Source organism: Actinocorallia sp. API 0066 (assembly GCF_020991275.1).
Classification (GTDB): Bacteria; Actinomycetota; Actinomycetes; order Streptosporangiales; family Streptosporangiaceae; genus Actinocorallia.
This window is the reverse complement of the sequence record NZ_JAJLQY010000002.1, coordinates 520945-540061: the sequence shown is the minus strand read 5'-3', so window position 1 is coordinate 540061 and position 19117 is coordinate 520945. Positions and strand designations below refer to the sequence as shown.

20 protein-coding genes are annotated in these 19117 nt (G+C 71.9%); 6 read left to right on the top strand and 14 right to left on the bottom strand.

Annotation, left to right across the window (positions count from 1 at the left end; genetic code table 11):
* Positions 1 to 58: 58 nt before the first annotated feature.
* From pdxS to pgsA, 6 genes are all read right to left on the bottom strand, one after another.
* Positions 59 to 964 carry a pyridoxal 5'-phosphate synthase lyase subunit PdxS gene (gene pdxS, locus LO762_RS07220; RefSeq protein ID WP_308103488.1) on the bottom strand — a complete coding sequence of 302 codons (906 nt, stop codon included), beginning with the start codon at positions 962 to 964 and terminating at the stop codon, positions 59 to 61.
* 133 nt (positions 965 to 1097) lie between these two features.
* Positions 1098 to 2120: a DUF3048 domain-containing protein gene (locus tag LO762_RS07215; RefSeq protein ID WP_230613410.1), complete on the bottom strand. Its 1023-nt coding sequence runs from the start codon at positions 2118 to 2120 to the stop codon at positions 1098 to 1100.
* Between the two features lie 47 nt (positions 2121 to 2167).
* Entirely contained in the window at positions 2168 to 2695 is a 528-nt protein-coding gene (locus LO762_RS07210; protein WP_230613409.1) for a hypothetical protein, read from the bottom strand.
* Positions 2695 to 3849: a glycosyltransferase family 4 protein gene (locus LO762_RS07205; RefSeq protein ID WP_230613408.1), complete on the bottom strand. Its 1155-nt coding sequence runs from the start codon at positions 3847 to 3849 to the stop codon at positions 2695 to 2697. The genes LO762_RS07210 and LO762_RS07205 overlap by 1 nt, the downstream gene beginning before the upstream one ends.
* Positions 3846 to 4739: a phosphatidylinositol mannoside acyltransferase gene (locus LO762_RS07200; protein WP_230613407.1), complete on the bottom strand. Its 894-nt coding sequence runs from the start codon at positions 4737 to 4739 to the stop codon at positions 3846 to 3848. The genes LO762_RS07205 and LO762_RS07200 overlap by 4 nt, the downstream gene beginning before the upstream one ends.
* Positions 4736 to 5356, bottom strand: coding sequence for a phosphatidylinositol phosphate synthase (pgsA, locus tag LO762_RS07195; RefSeq protein ID WP_374201540.1), 621 nt, complete (start codon positions 5354 to 5356; stop codon positions 4736 to 4738). The genes LO762_RS07200 and pgsA overlap by 4 nt, the downstream gene beginning before the upstream one ends.
* Positions 5357 to 5535: 179 nt before the next feature.
* On the opposite strand from pgsA, the gene LO762_RS07190 reads away from it, so the two are divergent.
* Entirely contained in the window at positions 5536 to 7659 is a 2124-nt protein-coding gene (locus tag LO762_RS07190) for an elongation factor G-like protein EF-G2 (RefSeq protein WP_230613405.1), read from the top strand.
* Positions 7660 to 7716: 57 nt separating this feature from the next.
* Positions 7717 to 8094 carry a thiol-disulfide oxidoreductase DCC family protein gene (locus tag LO762_RS07185; RefSeq protein ID WP_230613404.1) on the top strand — a complete coding sequence of 126 codons (378 nt, stop codon included), beginning with the start codon at positions 7717 to 7719 and terminating at the stop codon, positions 8092 to 8094.
* Between the two features lie 55 nt (positions 8095 to 8149).
* Here LO762_RS07185 and LO762_RS07180 read toward each other — a convergent pair whose 3' ends face one another.
* Complete coding sequence (locus tag LO762_RS07180) at positions 8150 to 8686, bottom strand: HIT domain-containing protein (RefSeq protein ID WP_230613605.1); 537 nt, start codon at positions 8684 to 8686, stop codon at positions 8150 to 8152.
* A gap of 234 nt (positions 8687 to 8920) precedes the next feature.
* Between LO762_RS07180 and LO762_RS07175 the strand changes: the two genes are divergently transcribed.
* Complete coding sequence (locus tag LO762_RS07175; protein WP_230613403.1) at positions 8921 to 9667, top strand: Asp23/Gls24 family envelope stress response protein; 747 nt, start codon at positions 8921 to 8923, stop codon at positions 9665 to 9667.
* A 46-nt stretch (positions 9668 to 9713) separates the two neighbouring features.
* Here LO762_RS07175 and LO762_RS07170 read toward each other — a convergent pair whose 3' ends face one another.
* The 5 genes from LO762_RS07170 to LO762_RS07150 form a co-directional block, all read right to left on the bottom strand.
* A complete protein-coding gene (locus tag LO762_RS07170; protein ID WP_230613402.1) occupies positions 9714 to 10205 on the bottom strand; it encodes a hypothetical protein in 492 nt (163 codons plus the stop codon).
* A gap of 44 nt (positions 10206 to 10249) precedes the next feature.
* On the bottom strand, positions 10250 to 10843 hold the full coding sequence (locus LO762_RS07165; RefSeq protein WP_230613603.1) for a TetR family transcriptional regulator: 594 nt from the start codon (positions 10841 to 10843) through the stop codon (positions 10250 to 10252).
* Positions 10844 to 10925: 82 nt separating this feature from the next.
* Positions 10926 to 12896, bottom strand: coding sequence for a threonine--tRNA ligase (gene thrS, locus LO762_RS07160; protein ID WP_230613401.1), 1971 nt, complete (start codon positions 12894 to 12896; stop codon positions 10926 to 10928).
* A 224-nt stretch (positions 12897 to 13120) separates the two neighbouring features.
* Positions 13121 to 13561 (bottom strand): rhodanese-like domain-containing protein, encoded by a 441-nt coding sequence (locus tag LO762_RS07155; protein WP_230613400.1) that lies wholly within the window; start codon positions 13559 to 13561, stop codon positions 13121 to 13123.
* Complete coding sequence (locus LO762_RS07150) at positions 13558 to 14013, bottom strand: cysteine dioxygenase family protein (protein WP_230613399.1); 456 nt, start codon at positions 14011 to 14013, stop codon at positions 13558 to 13560. Before LO762_RS07150 ends, LO762_RS07155 begins: the two co-directional genes overlap by 4 nt.
* Before the next feature lie 140 nt (positions 14014 to 14153).
* Here LO762_RS07150 and LO762_RS07145 point away from each other — a divergent pair, with 140 nt between their 5' ends.
* Both LO762_RS07145 and LO762_RS07140 read left to right on the top strand, forming a co-directional pair.
* Positions 14154 to 15407, top strand: a complete 1254-nt coding sequence (locus tag LO762_RS07145; RefSeq protein ID WP_230613398.1) for a sensor histidine kinase — start codon at positions 14154 to 14156, stop codon at positions 15405 to 15407.
* Positions 15385 to 16029 carry a response regulator transcription factor gene (locus LO762_RS07140; protein WP_230613397.1) on the top strand — a complete coding sequence of 215 codons (645 nt, stop codon included), beginning with the start codon at positions 15385 to 15387 and terminating at the stop codon, positions 16027 to 16029. Before LO762_RS07145 ends, LO762_RS07140 begins: the two co-directional genes overlap by 23 nt.
* 122 nt (positions 16030 to 16151) lie before the next feature.
* Here the strand turns inward: LO762_RS07140 and LO762_RS07135 are convergent, their stop codons facing one another.
* A complete protein-coding gene (locus LO762_RS07135; RefSeq protein ID WP_230613396.1) occupies positions 16152 to 17120 on the bottom strand; it encodes an NADPH:quinone oxidoreductase family protein in 969 nt (322 codons plus the stop codon).
* A 2-nt stretch (positions 17121 to 17122) separates the two neighbouring features.
* Entirely contained in the window at positions 17123 to 17857 is a 735-nt protein-coding gene (locus LO762_RS07130) for an SDR family oxidoreductase (protein ID WP_230613395.1), read from the bottom strand.
* Between the two features lie 46 nt (positions 17858 to 17903).
* On the opposite strand from LO762_RS07130, the gene LO762_RS07125 reads away from it, so the two are divergent.
* On the top strand, positions 17904 to 19115 hold the full coding sequence (locus tag LO762_RS07125) for an acyl-CoA dehydrogenase family protein (protein ID WP_230613394.1): 1212 nt from the start codon (positions 17904 to 17906) through the stop codon (positions 19113 to 19115).
* The last annotated feature ends 2 nt before the right edge of the window (positions 19116 to 19117 follow it).

Here is a 19117-nt window from a genome sequence, read left to right as displayed (position 1 = left end):
CACGCAAGGCTAACGTGCCGGACGCCGGTCCGGCGAGGGGACGGGAGGACGCGGCCGGCTACCAGCCGCGGCCGGCGAACTTCTCCGCGTCGGCCAGGGTGCCGACGCTGATGCCGACCATGGCCTCGCCCAGGCCGCGGGAGACCTTGGCGATGACGTCGGGGTCGTCGTGGAAGGTGGTGGCCTTGACGATGGCCTCGGCGCGCTTGACGGGGTCGCCGGACTTGAAGATGCCGGAGCCGACGAAGACGCCTTCGGCGCCGAGCTGCATCATCATGGCGGCGTCGGCGGGGGTGGCGATGCCGCCCGCGGTGAACAGCACGACGGGCAGCTTCCCGTTCCGCGCCACCTCCTTCACCAGCTCGTAGGGGGCCTGGAGCTCCTTGGCGGCGACGTACAGCTCGTCCTCGGGCAGCGAGGCCAGGCGGCGGATCTCGTCGCGGAGCTGGCGCATGTGGGTGGTGGCGTTGGAGACGTCGCCGGTGCCGGCCTCGCCCTTGGAGCGGATCATCGCCGCGCCCTCGGTGATCCGGCGGAGCGCCTCGCCCAGGTTGGTGGCGCCGCAGACGAAGGGGACGGTGAACGCCCACTTGTCGATGTGGTTGGTGTAGTCGGCCGGGGTGAGCACCTCGGACTCGTCGATGTAGTCGACGCCGAGCGCCTGCAGCACCTGGGCCTCGACGAAGTGGCCGATACGGGCCTTGGCCATGACGGGGATGGACACCGCGCTGATGATGCCGTCGATCATGTCGGGGTCGCTCATGCGGGAGACGCCGCCCTCGGCGCGGATGTCGGCCGGGACGCGCTCCAGCGCCATGACCGCGACAGCTCCGGCGTCCTCGGCGATCTTGGCCTGGTCGGGCGTGACCACATCCATGATCACACCGCCCTTGAGCATCTCCGCCATGCCGCGCTTGACGCGGGCGGTACCGACGGCGGTGTTCTCCGCGGGAACAGTAGTCACGGGTGTTTTCCTCACAGACGACAAACAGGGCGAACTTCAACTTGGACCGACAACAAACCAGTCATGCTCCATGATATTGCCTGATCAAACACGTCTTCGACCCGGCACTGTGTCAGCGCCCGGCGCGATCGGCTTACGGCATGACGGGCTTCCCGTCGTTCACGAGGACGACCCAGACCTGGCCGCGCGCGAACGTCATACGTTCGCCGTCAGCGGTGGTGAAGACGGTGCCCTCGCGTTCGGTGGGACGTGACCACGTGCACTTGTAAGCCTTGCCGTCGCGCAGCACGAGGGCGCGGCCGTTGCCGGTGACGCGTAGGTAGGGCGTGTAGGCGCCGAGGAAGTCGTGGTAGCGGGAGCGCCTGGTCTTGACGTACTGGATGACGATCGTCCTGCCGCCCTGGATGCCGCCTTCGGCCGCACGGCTGGGGACGCCGTTGCGGTAGAGGAGCCAGCGCCGGTGCGGGGCGGACCAGCGGAAGGTGAGGGTGGCGGCGGGCCAGCGCGCGGTGAACTGCTTGAGCTTGCGGCCTCCGGCGGGCGCGGGCCCGAAGCGGAAGCCGATGTCCTTGGCGCGGCCCGCCTTGGGGGCCCGCCTGAGCAGCGCTTTCACGTCGCCGAAGAGGTTGTAGGGCGCGTACCGCCCGGTGTACCGCAGGTAGCCGCGCGGGCCGTTGTCCTCGGAGACGTCGATGAGGGAGGCGGCCCTGATCTCGGGCTTCATCTTGCCCTGGACGCCGGAGAAGGCGAGGGCGGGCCTGGAGAACTGGCTGAGGAGGTGCAGGTCGGAGATCCGGGCGCTGCGGATCGGCCCGACCCGCTCGGGGTACTTCGAGCAGAACACGGCCATGAGGCGGGTCTGGCCGCCTTCGACCTGTTCGACGTAGACGATGTCGGCCGAGCGCAGGCCGAGCTGCGGGAGCGCGGGCCCGGTGTTGTCGATCTTGACGGCGAGGACGCGGTTCCGCAACCCCTTACCGCCGCCCGTGAACGGGTGGTAGTCGAGGCCGGTGGGTGTGGGCGTCGGCGTCGGGGTGGGTTCGGGGGTCGGCGTCGGTGGTGTGGTCGGGGCGGGGCTCTCGGGCTTGCCGCCGCACGCCGCGACGGCGACCCCCAGCAGCGAGACGGTGAATCCGCGTCTGGAGATACCGCGCACGCCCGCTCCTTCGCCCCGCCGAATGAACCGGCTCGAAGATACCCGAGCTAGTCCAGCATGGGAGGAACGTCGTCGATCTCAAAGAATTCCGGCATCGGTGCGTGCCCGGCGAGCGGCAGCAGCCGGGCGAGGATCCGGCGCCTGGCGATGCGGGTCGCCGAGACGGCGTCGTTGGAGAAGCGGCGGGCGAACATGACCTTCTGGACGGCGGCGTCCAGCTCCTCGAAGAGCGGCGCGCCCCGGCCGTCGAGGGTGGCGCGCAGCCCCGGCTGGTCGACGGCGGCGCGCAGCGCCCGGGACAGGTCGCTCTCGGCGAACTCGCGGGACTCGGCGTCGGCGGTGCGGGCGGCGTGCGCGGCGGCCGCGAGCAGGAGGCTCGTGGCGGGGTCGAGCAGCTGCGAGGCGGCCAGTTCCAGGGCGACGGCGGCGCGGCGGACGAGCGCGGCGTCCAGGGCCGCCCTGGCGAGGTCCACGCGGGCGTGCAGGCGGTCCAGGCGGCCCGCGCGCCACGAGACGTAGGTGAACACCAGGAACAGCGCGGCGAGCCACAGCAGGGCCGTGATCAGGCCGTCCATCAGGAGACCGTCACCGCGGCGCCGGGCACCCCGACGACGACGGTCTCGTAGACGCGCAGGACGTCACGGGCGACCGTCGACCAGTCGTAGACCCTGACGGCCGTGCGCGCCTGTTCGGAGAGGTCGGCGCGGCACTTGGCGTCGTCCAGGAGCAGCGCGGCCCGCTCGGCGAGCGCGGCGGGGTCGCCGGTGGGGAACAGGGCGCCCGCGCGGCCGTCGTCCAGGACCCTGCGGAACGCCTCGATGTCGCTGGCGAGGATCGGGGCGCCCGCCGACATGGCCTCGGTGAGCACGATGCCGAAGCTCTCGCCGCCCAGGTTGGGGGCGACGAACACGTCGACCGAGTGGTAGGCGCGCACCTTGTCCTCCTCGGAGACCAGGCCGAGCATCACGACGCGGTCGCGTAGTTCGGGGCTGACCTTGGCGAGGATCTCCTCCTCGTCGCCGGGGCCCGCGACGAGCAGGCGCAGCCCGGGACGTGCCCTGCCGAGCGTCTCGAACGCCTTCAGGAGCACGGGGAGGCCCTTGCGCGGCTCGTCCAGGCGGCCGAGGAAGCCGAGCGCCTGGGGGGCGTCGGGGCCTTCGGCGTCGGTGCGGCCCGCCCAGCCGGGCAGTGGTTCGCCGTGCTCGTACCGGGCGGTGGCGATGCCGTTGGGGATGAGGACGGCGTCGCCGCCCAGGTGCTCCACGAGCGTGGTGCGCGCGGCCTCGGAGACGGCGATCCGGCCGGTGATCTTCTCCAGCGCGGACTGGAGGATCGGCGCGGAGACGCTGACCGCCCGCGACTTCTCGTAGGAGGCGTGGAACGTGGCGACGAGGGGGCCGTCGGCCACCCAGCACGCCAGCAGGCCCAGGCTGGGCGCGGCGGGCTCGTGGATGTGCAGGACGTCGAAGTCGCCCTCGCGTATCCAGCGGCGCACCCTCCCTGCCGAAAGGAAGCCGAAGGAGAGCCGCGCGACCGAGCCGTTGTAAGGCACCGGGATCGCGCGGCCCGCGGAGACGGCGTAAGGCGGGAGCGCCGCGTCGTCGTCGGCGGGAGTGATGACGGAGACGTGGTGGCCGACCGCGATGAGCGCTTCGGCCAGGTCACGGATGTGCGCTTGGACGCCTCCGGGCACATTCCAGGTGTAGGGGCAGACGATGCCTATCCTCAAGCGAGATCCTCCACCCAGATCTTCTGCATCATGTGCCAGTCCGCGGGGTGGGCGGCGATGCCCTCGGCGAACGCGTCGGCGAGGGCCTGGGTCATGATCCTCGTCTTCTCCCTGCGGGTGCCCTCGACGGGCTGGGGGACCTCGTCGTGGACGCGGGCGCCCCACCCGTCACTCTCGAACCACAGGGTGACGGGAAGGAGAGCGGCGCCCGTCTGGAGGGCGAGGGCGGCGGGTCCACCCGGCATCCGGGCGGGCGAGCCGAAGAACCGGACCTCGATGCCGGTGTCGCTGAGGTCGCGGTCGGCGACCAGGCAGATGGTCTTGGGCTCGCGCAGCCGCCGGGCGAGGACCCCGAACGAGGAGGGGCCGCCGGTGAGCGGCAGGATCTCGAAGCCGAGCGACTCGCGGTAGGCGACGAACCTGTCGAACAGCGACTCGGGCTTGAGCCGCTCCATCACCGTGGTGAGCGGGTAGCCGCGGGTGCCGAGCCAGGCGCCCGCGTGGTCGTAGTTGCCCATGTGGGGCAGCGCGACGACGACGCCGCGGCCCTTGCCGAGCGCCTCGTAGATCTGCTCGTCGCCGGTGACGCGCATGCCGCCGGCGATGCGCTCGGCGCTCATCACGGGCAGCCGGAAGCTCTCCAGCCAGTAGCGCATGTAGGAGCGGACGGCCGCCTTGCTCGTGGCGCGGACGCGCGGGGAGTCGGCGGGCTCGCCGAGCACCCTGCCGAGGTTCTTCTCCAGTTGGAGGACGCCGCCGCCGCGCGCCCGCCAGGTGCGGTCGGCGATCGCGGTGAACAGGCGGCGGGCCAGCGGCTCGGGCATCCGCTTCACCACGGACCAGCCGAGCGCGTAGGCCGCGTCGGCCGCCCCCTCCCTGATCTGGATCACTGGCCCACCCGCTCCGTGGGCTGCTTCGTCTGGACGTAGACGGTGTGGAAGCGCTGCGCCACGGTGATCGTGCCGAGCACCGCGAGGACGACGAGCGCGACGTGCAGCGCGTAGGGGACGCCGAGGCCGTGCAGTCCCGCGCCGGTGAGGCTGATGATGAGGCGTTCGGCGCGCTCGGCTATCCCGACGTCGCACTTGAGGCCGAGTCCTTCGGCGCGTGCCTTGGCGTAGGAGATCACGACGCCGGAGACGAGGCAGTACAGGGCGAGCCAGGTGAGGAGCGCGTTGTCGCCGCCGGTGGTGAACCACAGGATGAGGCCGGAGAAGATCGCGGCGTCGGCGACCCGGTCCATCGTGGAGTCCAGGAACGCGCCCCACGGGCCGGTCTTGCCGGTGATCCGGGCGACGGCGCCGTCGAACATGTCGAACAGGACGAACGCCGTGATGACCACCGAGCCCCAGAACAGCTCGCCGCGCGGGTAGAAGGCGAGGGCCCCGGCCGCCACTCCGGCCGTTCCCAGCACGGTGATCACGTTGGGGGTCACGCCGGTCCTGGCGAGCGTCCTGCCCACCGGGGTCACCACCGTGGCCAGCGCCGGGCGCAAGCGGTTGAGCATCGTCGTCCAAACCCTCGACATCAGGAGTTCCGCCATCGTAGTGCCCGAGGTGGGGGGCGCCCCCCTTGCCTGTTCGGCCCGACGGGTGAATGGTGGAAGAACGGGTGTGACGCCCGTCACCTCAGATCCCTCGGCGAAGGGCGTGCCCACACCCTCCCTCAACGTGGAGGTGAGCGGACATGTCCGGAAAGAACGGGGCGCCTGACGGAAGGGCGCCGGCGGCCGAGCGGCCCGCGGAGATCAGGAACGTGGTGCTGGTCGGCCCTTCGGGCGCGGGAAAGACGACACTGGCCGAGGCGCTGCTCGCGGCGTCCGGCACGATCCCCAGGGCGGGCAGGGTGGAGGACGGCTCGACCGTCACCGACCACGACGAGGTGGAGGCCCGCCAGCACCGGTCGGTGAACCTCGCGCTCGCGCCGTTCGCGCACGGCGGCGTCAAGGTCAACCTGCTGGACGCGCCCGGCTACCCGGACTTCGTCGGCGACCTGCGGGCGGGGCTGCGGGCCGCGGACGCGGTGCTGTTCGTCGTCTCGGCGGTGGACGGCGTGGACGGGCAGGCGCGCGCCCTGTGGGAGGAGTGCGCGGCGGCGGCGCTGCCCAGGGCGCTCGTGGTCACCAAGACCGACCAGGCGCGCGGCGACTTCGAGGAGGCCGTGGCGGCGCTGCGGGCCGCGTTCGGGCCCGGCGTGGTGCCGCTGTACGTCCCGGACGGCCTGACGCTCGTGGGGCTGCTCAGCGGCCGCCGGTTCGACTACTCCTCGGGCGTCCGGGAGGAGGACGGGACGGGGCTGCCGGACGAGTACGCGCCGCTGCGGTCCGCGCTGATCGAGGCGATCATCGAGGAGAGCGAGGACGAGGGCCTGATGGACAGGTACCTCGCGGGCGAGGACCTGCCGGTGGACGACCTCATCGCCGATCTGGAGCGCGCGGTCGTGCGGGGCGGGCTGTTCCCCGTGCTGGCGACGGCGGTGCCGCACGGGGACCGTCCGGGGCCCGTGGTGGGCATGGCGGAACTGCTTGAGGTGATCACGCGCGGGCTGCCGTCGCCGCTGGAACACGCGCCGCCCGAGGTGACGCGTGAGGACGGCGGGCGCGCCGACGCGCTGCGCTGCGACCCCGACGGGCCGCTCGCGGCCGAGGTCATCAAGACGGTGTCCGACCCTTACGTGGGCCGGGTGTCGCTGGTGCGGGTGTTCTCCGGAACGCTGCGGCCTGACGTCACCGTGCACGTCGCGGGGCACAACGGGTCGCCGCACGCGTGGGACGAGCGGGTCGGGGCGCTCACGTCGCCGCTGGGGCGGCGGCAGCGGACGGTGGCGCAGTGTGTGGCCGGGGACATCTGCGCGGTCGCGCGGCTCTCGCACGCCGAGACCGGGGACACGCTCTCGGCCACCGCGCGGCCCCTCGTCGTCGAGCCGTGGGCGCAGCCTGACGCGCTGCTGCCCGTGGCCATCCGGCCGCGCTCCAAGGCCGACGACGACAAGCTCGCGCAGGCGCTGGGCCGTCTCGCGGCGGAGGACCCGACGGTCCGGCTGGAGAACAACCCGGAGACGGGCCAGCTCGTCCTGTGGTGCCTGGGTGAGGCGCATGCCGACGTTGTGCTGGACCGGCTCTCCTCAAGGTTCGGCGTCGAAGTCGAGCGGACCGCCCTGCGGGTGCCGTTGCGGGCCACGTTCGGGGGCCGCGCCGAGGGGCTCGGCAGGCACGTCAAGCAGAGCGGCGGGCACGGGCAGTTCGGGATCTGCCGGATCACGGTCGAACCGCTGCCTCCCGGTTCCGGCTTCGCGTTCGTCGACCGGATCGTGGGCGGCGTCGTGCCCCGCCAGTTCATCCCGTCGGTCGAGAAGGGCGTGCGCGCGCAGATGGCCAAGGGCGTCGCCTCCGGGTACCCGCTGGTGGACCTGCGCGTCACGCTGCACGACGGCAAGGCGCACCCGGTGGACTCCAGTGACGTCGCCTTCCAGACGGCCGGGGCGCTCGCCCTGCGCGACGCCGCCTCCAAGGTGCCCGTCCCGGTGCTGGAGCCGGTGGACGAGGTGACGGTGCTGGTGCCGGACGAGCACGTCGGACAGGTCATGTCGGACCTGTCCTCGCGGCGTGGGAAGGTGCTCGGCTCCGAGCCGGTGCCCACGGGACGCACCCTTGTGCGCGCGGAGGTGCCCGAGTTGGAGCTGGTGCGTTACGCCGTCGATCTCCGGTCGCTCACCCACGGCACGGGCACCTTCCACCGGACGTACCTGCGGCACGAGCCCATGCCGGGCCACCTGGCCGAACGGGTGGACCGGGAGGGCGCCGTGGCGTGACGCGACGCACCCCCCGGTTTCCTTGAACGCGTTCAAACACGGGCGTAGCGTCGGGGTGTGCGCGATGTGCTGATCTACGACGGAGACTGCGGGTTCTGCTCGACCTGCGTCCGGTTCGCCGAACGCCGGGTCCGGCCCGACGCCGACATCGCGCCCTTCCAGGGCCGGGACCTCGCGGCGCTGGGCGTCACCGCCGAGCGCGCCGCGCACGAGGTGCTCTGGGTGCGGCGGGATGGGCGGGTGCTCGGCGGGGCTCGGGCCGTCGCCGCCGCGCTGCGGGCCGGACGGCCCGGATGGCGGCCGCTCGGCGTGCTGCTGGCCGTGCCGCCGCTGAGCTGGGCCGCGCACGCCGCGTACCGGCTCGTGGCGCGCTACCGGTACCGGCTGCCGGGCGGCACCGCCGCGTGCGCGCTGCCGCCGCGTGAGGCGGCCTGAGCGGGCGTCGGGCGGGGCGCGCGGGGCCCGGACGCCACGGGCGGGCCGGAGCCGGTCAGGCGTCCGGCCAGGACTCCGCGAGCACCTTGCGGGTGTCGCGCAGAAGCTGCGGCATCACCTTGGTCTGCCCGACGACCGGCATGAAGTTGGTGTCGCCGCCCCAGCGCGGCACGATGTGCTGGTGCAGGTGCGCGGCGATGCCCGCGCCCGCCACCAGGCCCAGGTTCATGCCGACGTTCGCGCCCTGCGCGCCGGTGCCACGGCGCAGCGCGGTCAGCCCGGCCTGGGTGAACCGCGCGAACTCCAGCGCCTCGGCGTCGTCCAGCTCGGTGTAGTCCGCGACGTGGCGGTAGGGGCAGATGAGCAGGTGCCCCGAGGTGTAGGGGTACAGGTTGAGGACCGCGTACACGCGCTCGCCCCTGCGCACGACGAGGCCCTCCTCGTCGAGGCCCCGGGGGATCTCGCAGAACGGGCAGCCGTCGGCCGCGCCGGGCCCGGTCGGCTTGTTCTCGCCCTTGATGTAGGCCATCCGGTGCGGCGTCCACAGCCGCTGGAAGCCGTCCGGCGAGCCGACGCCCGCCTGTTCCTCCATCTCAGAGGGCTCGTGTGCCACCGCAACCCCTTTCCTAGGCCAACCCAGCTTAGGCGCGCCCGCTTCCCCGGCGGAAACCAGGCTGTGTTCGATAGGCCCGCATACCGTTTAGCACCAATTCATCACGAATATCGGCTTCGCTGGCAGGTGTTGTGTCCTCTCCGCCATGATGGGTGACCGCGCGTCCCCGTCGGGGGTGGCTCGTTGGGCAGGCCAGGTGAGGAGACCCTCCGGATGACCGATCTCGACCGCACCTACGGCGCCGAGCACCGCGCTGAGGGCCGTCCGCCCATGCCCTACTTCCCCGGCCCGTCCGGCGGCCCCGCGCCGTCCGCGCCCCCGGCGGCCCCGCCGTCGGGCCCCGGCTCCGTGCTGCCCCCGGCGGCCGCCCAGCCGCCCGCCGAGTTCGCCTCCACCGGCCGTCGCCGCGCCACCGACCCCTTCGCCGAGTCCTACGCGGGCATCCCCGAGCCGACCTACGCGCCGCAGCCCACCTACCAGCCGGAACAGCCGCCCGCCGAGTCGTCCTACCAGCCGGAGCCCTACCAGCCCGAGCCCACGCCTCCCCCGCCTCCGGTGGCCCCGGCCCCGCCGGAGGACTCCCGCTCCGCCGTCCAGGGCCAGATCAAGATCGAGGACGAGGTCGTCGAGAAGATCGCCGCCCTGGCCGCCCTTGAGGTCACCGGCGTGGCCGCGCTGGGCGGGCAGAGCCGCACCTCGGAGACGATGGAGGCGGTCCGCCAGCGCATCGGCATGACCGACCGGGGTGAACCGAGGGTCCGCGCCCGCATCCTCGACAACGAGATCAGCGTGGACATCGCCCTCATCGTCGAGTACGGCTCGGTGGTCATGGACGTCGCCCGCATCGTCAAGACCAACGTGGCACGGATCGTCGGCCTCATGCTCGGCCTGCGGGTCGCCACGGTGAACGTCACCATCGAGGACGTCCGGATGCCCGACAGCCAGTCCCCCGCCTCCTGACCCACCGGGCGGACACAAAGGCGCGCGCCCGGCTCCGGGCCGTCAACTAACGGGCGGCCAGCTCGCAGTTCTGCGCGCCCGAGGCCGTGGTGACGGTCAGGCCGACCTTCTTCAGGCTCTTCTTGGGCGTGTCGCGGAACGTGAACGTGTGGGGCGTCGGGTCGCCGGCGGTGGTGTAGGACTGCATGGCCGGTTCGCCCGAGGTCGCGACGACGGCGCGGACGGCCCCCACACCGGGGAAGACCACGGTCACCTTGAGGTCGTCGTCGTCGAACTCGTAGTACGCCCTCTGGGTGCCGCACGGGCCCTTCGGCTGCCGGGGCGGCGTGCTCTGGCCGCCGCCGGAGAGGTCGGGGAAGATCCCGGGCGGCGGCGACGGCGCGGTGGAGCCCGACGGGGGCTCGGGGGCCGCCACGGGCGTCTCCGGCTCGGGCAGGAACGGCAGGACGAGGACCCCGACGGCGGCGATGACCAGCAGCGCGGTCAGCGCGTAGCCGGACTTGCGGAGGACCCGGTGGAGAAAGGGGGTCTCCGACATGTGTGCTCCCATTGATGCCTGTTACTGGGGGGTAGGGAAGGAGATTACCGCAACGGGACACCGAGGACGCGGGTCGCCATGATCGCGATCCGGCGGGCCGCCTCCTCGTGCGTCCCCTCGGGCGTGACGAGGTAGCTGACCGTCACCCGGAGCACCATGTCGATGGTCAGGTTCACGTCGCCCTGGTCCAGGTCGGGCCGGTGCCGGGCGACCAGCGCGGACACCGCCGCGATCGCGTGCGGCAGCGGCGGGACGTCACGGTTGCGCACGACCTCGGCCAGCTCCCCCATCAGCAGCCCGGCCCGCGCGCTCGTCAGCAGGCTCTTCAGCACCGGGTTCGCCGACGCCGACCGGAACGTGAACAGCACGGCCTCCTCGACGGCCGCGCCCACGTCGTCACGCCGGTCCACGAGCGGCTCGGTGAGCCCGTCGAGGTGCCGCTCGAACTCGCGCATCACCAGGGCCTCGCCGAGCGCCTCCTTGGAGCCGAACTCGTTGTAGGCGCTCTGCCTGCTCACGCCCGCCTCAGCGGCGACGTGCGAGACGCGCAGGCGCTGCCACCCCGACGTCAGGATGAGGCGTCCGGCGGCGTCCAAGAGCTTCTCCCGCGCCGGCGTGCGCGGCCGTGTGGTCCCCATCACGCGCGCATCGTACCGAGCCGGGACGGATCCGGACGATCTTCGCCCGGATCCGATCCCATTACGGAACTCTCACGACGGGTCAGACCTGGACGCGGTCCGCGATCGCCTTGAGGATCTCGGCGACGGCCTCGTCCACGGGCACCCCGTTGTTCTGCGCGCCCGACCGGTACCGGAACGACACCGCGTCCTTGGCGACGTCCTCGTCCCCGGCCAGCAGCATGAAGGGGATCTTCTGCTTCTGCGCGTTGCGGATCTTCTTCTGCATCCGGTCGCCGGAGGAGTCCACCTCGGCCCGCACCCCGAGATCCCTGAGCCGCGCGACGACCTGCTCCAGGTACGGCACGTGCTCGTCGGCGATCGGGATGCCGACGACCTGCACCGGCGCCAGCCACGGCGGCATCGCGCCCGCGTAGTGCTCCAGCAGGACGCCGAAGAACCGCTCGATCGAGCCGAACAGCGCCCGGTGGATCATGATCGGCCGCTGCCGTGAGCCGTCCGCCGCCTGGTACTCCAGGTTGAACAGGCGCGGGAGCTGGAAGTCCACCTGGATGGTGGACATCTGCCAGGTGCGGCCGATGGCGTCGCGGGCCTGGACCGAGATCTTCGGGCCGTAGAACGCCGCGCCGCCCGGGTCGGGCACCAGCGCGAGGCCGGAGTTCTCGGCGGCGACGCGCAGCATCTCGGTCGCCTCCGCCCACTCCTCGTCCGAGCCGACGGACTTCTCCGGGTCGCGGGTGGACAGCTCCAGGTAGAAGTCGTCGAGGCCGTAGTCGCGCAGCAGGTCAAGCACGAACTTCAGGAGAGAGTGCAGCTCGTCCTGCATCTGCTCCCTGGTGCAGTAGATGTGCGCGTCGTCCTGGGTGAGGCCGCGCACCCGGGTGAGGCCGTGCACGACGCCGGACTTCTCGTACCGGTAGACGGTGCCGAACTCGAACAGCCGCAGCGGCAGCTCCTTGTACGACCTGCCCCGCGCGTCGAAGATCAGGTTGTGCATGGGGCAGTTCATCGGCTTCAGGTAGTACTCGGCGCCCTCCAGCTCCATGGGCGGGAACATGCCGTCCCGGTACCAGCCGAGGTGCCCCGAGGTCTCGTACAGGCCGCCCTTGGTGATGTGCGGGGTGTTGACGAACGAGTAGCCCGCCTGCTCGTGCCGGATCCGCGAGTAGTTCTCCAGCTCGCGCCGGATGATGCCGCCCTTGGGGTGGAACACCGGTAGGCCGGAGCCGATGACGGGCGGGAAGGAGAACAGGTCGAGTTCGGCGCCCAGCTTGCGGTGGTCGCGCTTCTCGGCCTCCTCCAGCAGCTTCAGGTACTCGTCCTGCTTGTCGCGGGACTCCCACGCGGTGCCGTAGATCCGCTGGAGCTGCGGGTTCTTCTCGCTGCCGCGCCAGTACGCGCCGCCGGAGCGCATCAGCTTGAACGCCGGGATGTTCCGGGTGGTCGGCAGGTGCGGGCCCCGGCAGAGGTCCTTCCAGCACAGGTCGCCGGTCTTGGCGTCGATGTTGTCGTAGATGGTCAGCTCCGCGCCGCCCACCTCGACCGACTCCTCGTCCTCGACGCCGCCGCCCTTCAGGCCGATCAGCTCCAGCTTGTAGGGCTCGTCGGCGAGTTCGGCGCGGGCCTCGGCGTCGGAGACGACCCGGCGCTCGAACCGCTGGCCCTGCTTGACGATCTCACGCATCCGGCGCTCGATCTTCTTCAGGTCGTCCGGGGTGAAGTGCTCGGCGACGTCGAAGTCGTAGTAGAAGCCGTTCTCGACGGGCGGGCCGATGCCCAGCCTGGCGTCCGGGTAGATCTCCTGGACGGCCTGGGCCATCACGTGCGCGGTGGAGTGCCGCAGGATGTCGCGGCCGTCCTTGGAGTCGATCTCGACGCCCTCGATCTTGTCCCCGTCGGCGACGGCGTACTCCAGGTCGCGCAGCTCACCGTTGACCCGGGCGGCGACGACCTTGGGACCGCCGCGCCCGACGTCGTCGAGCACCCGGCCCGCCGTGGTGCCGGCGGCCACCACTCGCTCGTCTCCGCCGAGGGTGACACGCAGTTCGGACACGGGAACTCCTTGATCGCAGCGAAGGTCTGGGGAAGCGATGAGGCCCCGGGAGCGTTCTCCCGGGGCCTCATCTGGTGTCTCGGAGGTCAGCGCGCGCGCTCCGAGTGCCGGGAGTGCCCCGGCGTCGTCGTCTCCAGCTCCCTGCGCGAGCGGGGCCGGTGCGCTACTGCCATGGCGGACAGTCTAGCGCCCTTCCCACCCCGCGCCGCCGCATTTCCCGGCGGCTAGGAACGCCCCAGGACGGCCGGGTCGGCGGGCAGCGCCTGCGGGGTGACCGTGCGGGCGGTCGGCAGGTTCGCGGCCCGCCACGCGACGAAGCCGCCGTCGATGTCGGTGGCGCGGGCGAGACCGAGGTCCTGGAGCGCGGCGGCGGCGAGGCTGGAGGTGTAGCCCTCGGAACAGAAGACGACGGCGCGGACGTCGTAGCCGGTCGCCTCGCGGATCCTGGCGTCGCTCTCGGGGTCGAGGCGCCATTCCAGGACGTTGCGCTCGATGATCAGCGCGTCGGGGATCTCGCCCTCGGCGGCGCGCTGCGCGGCGGGCCTGATGTCGATGAGGAGCGCGTCGGGCTCGGCGTGCGCCTGCGCGGGCGTCAGCCGGACGAGGCGGGCGCGCGCGTCGTCGAGGATCTGGTCGACGGAGCGGGCTCCGGCGGGGCGGGTCACCAGTCGTCCGCCGTCTCGGTCTGGAGGACGATCAGTTCGCCCTCGGGCGTCAGGTCGTACCGGTTCATGGTGGACAGCGGCGGCGAGTAGACGTGGACGCTGACCGCCGGCGCCGTCGACGTGTTGCGCACGTCGTGGATGTGGTGCCTGCCGAAGGGGCGGACGCGGCCGCCGTCGAAGATCTGGGCGGAGCGGGTGGTGGCCTCCTCCAGTTCGCCGAGCACGACGGCGAAGGCGCCCGCGGAGCCTCCGTGGTCGTGGAAGCCGGTGCTCTGGCCGGGGAGCCAGCTGATGATCCACACCTCACAGTCCTCGTCCCCGTCGAGGCGCTCGTACCAGCGTCCCTGCGGGTCGAGGCGCACACGGTGCAGCCATTCGTCACTGGTCTCGGCGAAGAGCCGGGCGCGCTCGGCGAGCGTCGTCGTCCCGGCATCGTTGCTGGTCAACGTCATGGCGACCATCTTGGCCCGCAATTCCTATCTAGTCAATCGGAAATCTCGAGTTAGGAGATTGATCTCATACTCCGGTTCCGGTGGACGGATCACCCCGGAGGGGCAAGACAGGGCGGAACCGGACCCCTACCCTCAAGGCCATGAGCGTGTACCGGGCGCTCGGCAGCGCCCTGGGCGCGATCAATGCCGCGATCCGCGCCCCCTCCCGGCCCGACCGGGCCACCTGCTGGCCCGACCGCGCACTCCCCCGCACCGCGATCGCCGCGTCGGCGTTCACCCTGGCCGTGGGGTTCACCGCCGGGTCGATCGCCATCCACGCCGTCGCTTACGAGGTGTCCCTCGACCGGGCGTGGGCGCTCGGCGTCCTCCAGTGCCTGCCCGTGCTGTTCGCGCCGCGCTGGCCCATGCCCGCGTGGAAGGTGTCGCTGGCGGGGCTGGCGTGGGGCGCCCTGACGCCCGTGGCGGGGCACCCGTTCCTGCCGTGGCCGGTGACGTCGCTGCTCGCCGTGCTCGTCGTCATGTTCTCGCTGGCCGCCGGATCGGAGCGGCGCAAGTCGCTGGGCGCCGGTGCGGTGACCGTCGCCGTGCTGGTGTGCCTGCCCGTCGCGCTCGGCCGGATGGAGCCGTGGTTCGGGTCCATCCTCATCGGGTTGGTAGGGCTGGCGCTCGTCTTCGGTGACGCGGTCGGCGGGCGGTACCTGGCCGAACTGCGGCTCGCCGTCCAGGCCGAGCGGCACCAGCGGGACCTCGCCCGGCACGCGGTGCTCGCCGAGCGGTCGCGGATCGCCAGGGAGCTGCACGACGTCGTCGCGCACCACATGTCGGTGATCGCGCTCCAGGCCGAGGCCGCGCCCTACAAGATCCCCGACCTGCCCGAACCCGCGCTCCAGACGTTCGCGCTGCTGCGGGAGGAGGCGCGCGCCGCGCTCACCGAGACCCGGCGCGTCGTCGGGCTGCTGCGGGCCGGGGACGAGGCCGCCGAACGCAAGCCGCAGCCCGGCATGGACCGGATCGGCGAGCTCCTCGACGCGCACGACGGGCTGCGGATCACCCTGGCCGTCACCGGGGAGCGGCGCACGCTGCCGGAAGGCGTCGACCTGTCCGCGTACCGGATCGTCCAGGAGGCGCTCAGCAACGCAGCGCGGTACGCGCCGGGCTCGTCGGTGGAGGTAGCGGTGGCCTACAAGCGGAACGGGCTGCTTCTGTCGGTGACGGACGACGGCCCCAAGGACGCGCCGCAGCCGCCCAACGGAGGGCACGGGCTCATCGGGATGGGCGAGCGGGTCGCGATGCTCGGCGGCAAGATGTCCGCCGGATGCCAATCCGCCGGGGGTTGGGCGGTATTGGCGGAGCTTCCCTATGATGGCGCACATGATCCGGGTGGTGATCGCTGACGACCAGGTGATGATCCGGGACGGTCTCGCCACCCTCCTGGACTCGGACCCGCTCATCTCCGTCGTCGGGCAGGCGGGGGACGGCGCCGAGGCGATCGCGCTGTGCGGGCGGCTCGATCCCGACGTTGTGGTGATGGACGTCAGGATGCCCGGCATGGACGGCCTGGCCGCCACCGCGCGGATCGCCTCCGACACCGGGCCTCGTGTCCTCATCCTCACCACGTTCGACCTTGACGAGTACGTCTACGAGGCGCTCGGGGCCGGTGCCAGCGGGTTCCTGCTGAAGGACGCGTCCGCGCAGGACCTCATCCACGCGGTGAAGGTCGTCGCCTCAGGGGACGCGCTGCTCGCGCCGTCCGTGACCCGCCGCCTCATCCAGGACTTCGCGCGCCGCCGCCGCCACGAGCGCCCCCGCACCGACGCCGCCGACGGCCTCACCCCGCGCGAGCTCGACGTGCTCCGCCTCATCTCACGCGGCATGTCCAACGCCGAGATCGCCACCGAACTCTTCCTCGCCGAACAGACCGTCAAGACCCACGTGGGCCACGTCCTCACCAAACTCGGCCTCCGCGACCGCACCCAAGCCGTCGTCTTCGCCTACGAGAACGGAATAGCTGGATAACGGCATAGCTGGATAGCGGGACAAGACTCCAGTGTGGAGCCACACGGACGTGATCGGGCGCCCCGGCGTCTGGCCCGTGAGGCGAAGCCGAAGGGCCAGGCGCCGGGCTCGTCAGCGCCCGATCACCGCCGCGGCGGAGCCGCGGCAATCAAACACAGCTTTCCGGTGGTTTGGCGGGAGCGGAGGGCTTCGTGGGCGGCTCGGGCTTCGGCCAGGGGGTAGGCGCCGCCGTCGATGACCTTGAGGCGGCCGGAGGCGGCGAGGTCGAAGAGTTCGGTCATGGCGTCGCGCATGACGTCGCCCGGGAGGGTGAAGACGTGGGGCAGCCACATGCCTATGACGGCGGTGGAGTGGCGCAGGAGTGAGGGCGCGGAGATCGGTGAAGGCTGCTCGCGGGAGGCCATGCCGTAGAAGGCGAGCCGTCCGAACGGCGCGAGGGCGGCGAGCGACTGGTCGGTGACGGTGCCGCCGGTCATCTCCAGCACGACGTCCACCCGGCGGCCCTCGTTGGCCTCGATGAGCGCCTTGCGCAGCTCGGGCACCGCCGGGTCGAGCGCGACGTCGGCGCCGAGGCTGAGCGCCAGCTCGCGCTTCTCCTCGGTGGACGCCGTAGCGATGACGCGCCCTGCGCCGAGAGCCTTGGCGAGCTGCACGGCGAGCGTGCCTACGCCGCCCGCCGCCGCGTGCACCACGACGGACTCCCCCGGCTCCAGGTGGACGCTCTTGCGCAGCATCACCCACGCCGTCGCGCCCTGCACGATGAGCCCGAGCGCCGTCGTGTCGTCAACGCCGTCCGGAATGTCGTAGATCGCCCCGGCCAGCGCGAGCGCCTTCTCGGCGTAGCCGCCGCTGCCCGCGGTGAGCGCCACGACCCGGCGTCCGTCGACGGTCCCGGCGATCTCGCCGCCGGGCACGAGCGGCAGTTCCGCCGCCGACAGGTAGCTGTTGTCGGCCTGGTGGGTGTCGGCGTAGTTGACGCCCGCCCGGGTGACGTCCACGAGGACGAGGCCGGGCTCGGCGACGGGGTCGGGCAGTTCGGTCAGGGTGAGGACCTCGGGTCCGCCGAACTCGGTGATCTGGATCGCGCGCATGGTCATCTCCTCGGGCCGGGGACGCCCCGGAAACGGAAGGGTTCGAATTCGCGGCCCGGCACGACGGGCCACGCCTGACCCGCCTCGTCCGAGGCCAGGATGTGCAGGAAGGCGTCCGCGACGGTCTCGACGTCGAGGATGGGGAAGTCGCCGAGCAGTTCGCGCAGGCCGTCCAGGATGGCGGTCTCGGCGAACGACGGGCACAGCGCGTTCACCCGGATGCCCTCGGGCAGGTAGGTGGGCCCGAGCGAGCGGACGAGGCCGACGACGGCCGTCTTGTTCGCCCCGTACAGCGGGTCGAGCGGCATCGGGGTGAGCCCGGCCATGCTGGCGGTCGCGATGATCGCGCCGCCGCCGCGCGCGCGCAGGGCGGGCAGTGCCGCGTTGACGCCGTAGACGACGCCGTCGAGGTTGACGGCCATCGCGCGGCGGTAGCGCTCGGCGTCGAAGTGCTCGCCCATGCCGGAGCCGGTGGCCACGCCCGCGTTGAGGAAGGCGATGTCGAGGCCGCCGAACCGCGCGACGGCGGCTTTGACGGCCTTGACGTTCTCCTCCGGCACCCTGACGTCGCAGGAGACGAACAAGCCGTCGAGCTCGTAAGCGAGTTTCTCGCCCTCTTCGGCGTCCACGTCGGTGACGACGACGTGCGCGCCGAGCCCGGCCAGGCGGCGGGCCACGGCGGCCCCGATGCCGTTGGCCCCGCCGGTGATCCAGGCGACCTTGCCCTGCGGATCCATAAGACCCCTCCCTTCTAGTAACTGACGGGTCAGTTACGATACTCGCATGGACTTCCAACTGAGCGAGCGGGCCACCGAGTACCTTGCCCGGCTTCAGGCGTTTATGGACGAGCATGTCTACCCGGCCGAGCCGGTCTACGTCGCCCAGCACCACGAACTGGTGGCGGCCGGACGTCCGCACGAGCTGCCCCCGGTCGTCGAGGAGCTCAAGGCCAAGGCCCGCGCGGCCGGCCTCTGGAACCTGTTCCTGCCCGACGAGTCCGGCCTCACCAACACCGAGTACGCGACGCTGGCCGAGGTCATGGGCCGCTCCCCGCTCCTCGCGCCCGAGGCCACCAACTGCGCCGCGCCCGACACCGGCAACATGGAGGTGCTGCACCTGTTCGGCACACCCGAGCAGAAGAAGCAGTGGCTGGAGCCGCTGCTGGCGGGCGAGATCCGCTCCTGCTTCGGCATGACCGAGCCGGACGTGGCCAGCTCCGACGCCACCAACATCTCCACCAGCATCGTGCGCGACGGCGACCACTACGTCATCAACGGCCGCAAGTGGTGGACGACCGGCGCCGCCGACCCGCGCTGCAAGATCATGATCCTCATGGGGAAGACCAACCCCGACGGGCACCCCTACCTCCAGCAGTCCATGGTCCTCGTCCCGCTGGACACCCCCGGCGTGACGATCGTGCGGTCGCTTCCCGTCTTCGGCAGGCACGACCAGCAGGGGCACTGCGAGATCCTCTTCGAGGACGTGCGGGTGCCTCTGGAGAGCCTCGTCGGCGAGGAGGGCGGCGGCTTCGCCATCGCGCAGGCACGGCTCGGACCCGGCCGCATCCACCACAGCATGCGGGCCATCGGCATGGCCGAACGCGCGCTGGAACTCATGTGCGACAGGGCCGTCAACCGCGTCGCGTTCGGCAAGCCGCTGGCCCGGCAGGGCGTCGTCCAGCAGCAGATCGCCGAGTCCCGCATCGCCATCGAGCAGGCCCGGCTGCTCACCCTGAAGACCGCGTGGCTGATCGACACGGTCGGCGTGAAGGGCGCCCGCACCGAAGTCGCCGCCATCAAGGTCGTCGCCCCGCGCGTCGCCCTCGAAGTGCTCGACCGGGCCATCCAGGTGCACGGAGGCGGCGGCGTCTCCGACGACTTCCCGCTCGCCGCGATGTGGGCGGGCGCCCGCTCCCTGCGCCTCGCCGACGGCCCCGACGAGGTCCACCTCCGCTCGGTGGCCCGCACGGAACTCGCCCCTTATCTGGGAAAGTAGGG